The following is a 4,044-nucleotide window of genomic DNA, read 5'->3' on the forward strand; positions in this document are numbered from 1 at the left end:
TAGACAGTAAATAAACCCTTGATACGACTAAGTTTAAGGCATAATGTACACTCTTTGAAAAATGTACTTTATAATCTAAATGTACTTTATTTTAATGCTGGATAAAGTACATTTTTTTGATCCAGTAGTTCAGATGCTAAATGTACAAAATCAGCCCCTTTTAAACCCCTTGCGAGCATAAAAACCTTGATTTAATAAGGTTTTGAATTTTACTTTTGTTACGGTGTAAATTTGAAAAATTTCCAGTTATTTTTCAGCAGGTCTAAGTCTTTCTATCACTTTAAAAAAACTCCTATATCATCTTTCCGAAAAACTATAATTTTCTTGAAAAATATATAAGTCTATGCTATACTACTTGTAGACTTAATTATGGAGAAAATACATGAAACGTGAGATTTTACTGGAACGAATCGACAAACTAAAACAAATCATGCCATGGTATGTTCTGGAATACTACCAATCTAAGCTTGCTGTTCCTTACAGTTTTACAACCTTGTACGAATACCTCAAGGAATACGATCGATTTTTCAGCTGGGTTTTGGAGTCTGGTATTTCAAACGCTGATAAAATGTCTGATATTCCTTTATCTGTCTTGGAAAATATGTCTAAGAAAGACATGGAATCCTTTATCCTTTACCTACGTGAACGTCCTTTGCTAAATGCTAATACAACCAAGCAAGGTGTCTCACAGACAACCATAAACCGGACTTTGTCAGCACTTTCTAGTCTTTACAAGTATTTGACCGAGGAGGTTGAAAACGACCAGGGGGAACCCTATTTCTATCGTAATGTAATGAAGAAAGTTTCAACCAAGAAAAAGAAAGAAACACTTGCTGCCAGAGCTGAAAACATCAAGCAAAAACTCTTTCTAGGTGATGAAACAGAAGGTTTTCTAACTTATATCGACCAAGAATACCCACAACAGCTCTCTAATCGAGCTCTCTCATCATTCAACAAAAATAAAGAACGTGATTTGGCCATTATTGCCCTTCTTTTGGCGTCTGGTGTCCGCTTATCTGAAGCTGTTAATCTGGATCTAAGGGACCTCAATCTAAAAATGATGGTTATCGATGTCACTCGAAAAGGTGGCAAACGTGACTCGGTCAATGTTGCTGTCTTTGCAAAACCTTATCTAGAGAATTATCTAGGCATTCGTAATAAACGCTATAAGGCAGAAAAAACAGATACAGCCCTTTTTTTGACACTCTACAGAGGTGTTCCCAATCGTATCGATGCTTCCAGCGTGGAAAAGATGGTTGCTAAGTATTCTGAGGACTTCAAAGTGCGTGTAACTCCCCACAAACTGCGCCATACCCTAGCAACTAGGCTCTATGATGCGACTAAATCGCAAGTTTTGGTTAGTCATCAGCTAGGACATGCCAGTACACAAGTCACTGACCTCTATACCCATATCGTCAACGATGAACAAAAGAATGCTCTAGATAGTTTATGAAATACATAAAATAAATTATGTAATATATGATTTTTAAAAAAGAAGCTGGTCCTACAACCAACTTCTTTTTGGTTTATCCTACTACCGCTTCAGCGATTTCTTCACGGCTAATACCAGCGAAGTAGCGTGTGATATCAATGGTTTCTAGCGCCTTAAGGACATCTTCGCGTTCGTATTTCACTCCACGAAGGACATCTTCTACTGCAGCAACGTCTTCAATACCAAAGAAGTCACCGTAAATCTTGATGTCTTGGATTTTTGATTCGACGACATTAGCAAAGACTTCCACCTTACCACTAGTGAATTTGGTTCCACGACGTACGTTAAATTCAGGTGATTTACCATAATTCCAGTCCCAAGTACCAAACTTAGTATCCTTGATGCGATTAATTTCAGCCATTTCTTCTTCTGAAAAAACGTATTCTGTCATCTCTGGATACTCTTTTTTCATGTATTCCAAGAGTAAGCCACGGAATTCTTCGACTGTGATTTTTTCTGGTAATTCATTGATAATATTGGTTACACGAGCACGGACCGATTTGACACCTTTTGATTCAAATTTATCTTTTGAAACCTTAAGGGCGTTAGCAAGCACTGACAAATCAACGTCAAAGAGCAAGCAACCGTGGTGCATGATACGGCCATTGATATAAGCTTGGGCATTGCCACAGAATTTCTTGCCATCAATCTCAAGGTCGTTACGGCCTGTAAACTCAGCTTTAACACCGAGTTGAGCCAAGGTATTGATAACTGGAGTTGAAAAGCTCTTGAAGTCAAAGGCCTTGTTTTCATCTTCTTTTGAGATAATAGTGTAGTTGAGGTTATTCAAATCGTGGTAAACAGCTCCACCACCGCTGATACGGCGAACCACCTCAATACCATTTTCACGAACATAATCACGATTTATTTCTTCGATAGTATTTTGGTGACGACCAACAATGATAGATGGTTTATTGATCCAAAGAAGGAAGATTTGATCCTCATCTAAAAGATGTTTAAAGGCATATTCTTCCAAGGCAATATTAAAGGCAGTGTCGTTTGAATGATTGATAATATATTTCATGATATCCCTTTATACGATAGAGACTGGAAAATATCTTTCCAGCCTAGTCTATCTTCATTTTATTTTTTCTTAGGTGAATGGATGGCCATTTCTAGAACATCTGCAAATGCTTCATACATCACTTCAGAGTAAGTTGGGTGTCCGTGGATAGTCTTCAGCATTTCTTCAACAGTAATTTCCATTTCGATAATGCTCGACGCTTCATTGATCAATTCTGCAGCTGCAGGACCGATGATATGAACACCAAGGATTTCTCCATATTTCTTATCTGCAATGACTTTTACGAAACCTTGAGCAGCATCCGATGCAATAGCACGTCCGTTGGCAGCAAAGTTGAATTTACCGATGGCAACATCGTATTTCTCACGAGCTTGTTCTTCAGTAAGACCTACTGCTGCTACTTCAGGAAGAGTGTAGATGGCTGCAGGAGTCAAGTTCAACTTGGCAACAGCATGATTTCCTTTAAGGGCATTTTCTGCTGCTACTTCACCCATGCGGAAGGCTGCGTGCGCCAACATCTTAGTACCGTTGATGTCACCTGGAGCGTAGATGCCTGGAACAGAAGTTTCCATGTATTCGTTGACCTTGATACGTCCACGATCCAATTCAAACTCAACATCGCCAATACCTTCAAGGTCTGGCACACGACCGATTGAAAGAAGAGCTTTACTTGCGATGACATCGTCTTTTCCTTCAACCTTGATACGAAGTTGACCATTTTCCTCGATGATTTCTTGGAGTTTAGTGTCAGTCAAGATGGTCATGCCTTTACGTTCAAGAATCAAGCGAAGGTTCTTAGAAACTTCCGCATCCATAGCTGGTACGATACGGTCCATCATTTCAATAACAGTCACTTTTGAACCAAATGTCATGAAGGCCTGCCCGAGTTCGATACCGACAACGCCACCACCGATGATTACGAGGCTCTCTGGAACTTCGTTCATTTCAAGAATGTCGTCACTGGTCATCACCAGTGGAGATTCCATACCAGGGACGTTGATCTTGCTGACTTTTGAACCACCAGCAAGGATGATTTTCTTGGTTTCAAGCAATTCTGAACCATTTACCAAGACGTTCTTGTCTTTAGTGATTGTACCAATTCCCTTATGAACAGTAACTCCGTAGCTACGAAGAAGACCTGCAACACCACCTACTAAGGTATTAACAACTTTAGATTTAGTTTCTAAAAGTTTATCCATATCTACAGTGAAGTTTGGATTCTCGATAACGATACCACGGTTTGCTGCATGACCGATATTTTCAATGATTTCTGCGTTGTGAAGGTAGGTCTTGGTAGGGATACAGCCACGGTTCAAGCAGGTTCCACCGAGTTCTGATTTCTCAACAAGGGCAACCTTACCACCAAGTTGAGCTGCTTTAATGGCTGCCACATATCCAGCAGGACCTCCACCAATCACGACGATATCAAAGGCATCATCGCTCTTGCCGTCGTCGTTTGAGGCACTAACTGTAGGCGCTGGGCTAGCTTCTGGCGCTGCTGCTCCAGCTGTTGGGATATTTTCCCCTT

The 4,044-nt window shown here is 40.1% G+C and carries 3 protein-coding genes; 1 reads left to right on the forward strand and 2 read right to left on the reverse strand.

All coding sequences use genetic code 11. From position 1 onward, the window contains the following. Positions 1-382: 382 nt before the first annotated feature. On the forward strand, positions 383-1,453 hold the full coding sequence (xerS, locus tag QZ565_RS08430) for a tyrosine recombinase XerS (protein WP_295528171.1): 1,071 nt from the start codon (positions 383-385) through the stop codon (positions 1,451-1,453). Between the two features lie 73 nt (positions 1,454-1,526). Here xerS and QZ565_RS08435 read toward each other — a convergent pair whose 3' ends face one another. Further along, complete coding sequence (locus tag QZ565_RS08435) at positions 1,527-2,516, reverse strand: lipoate--protein ligase (RefSeq protein WP_295528174.1); 990 nt, start codon at positions 2,514-2,516, stop codon at positions 1,527-1,529. 59 nt (positions 2,517-2,575) lie between these two features. After that, the coding region (lpdA, locus tag QZ565_RS08440; protein WP_295528177.1) for a dihydrolipoyl dehydrogenase at positions 2,576-4,044 on the reverse strand (1,469 nt) is incomplete at its 5' end.

It is taken from the genome of uncultured Streptococcus sp. (assembly GCF_915066115.1).
In the GTDB taxonomy this organism is placed as follows: Bacteria; Bacillota; Bacilli; order Lactobacillales; family Streptococcaceae; genus Streptococcus.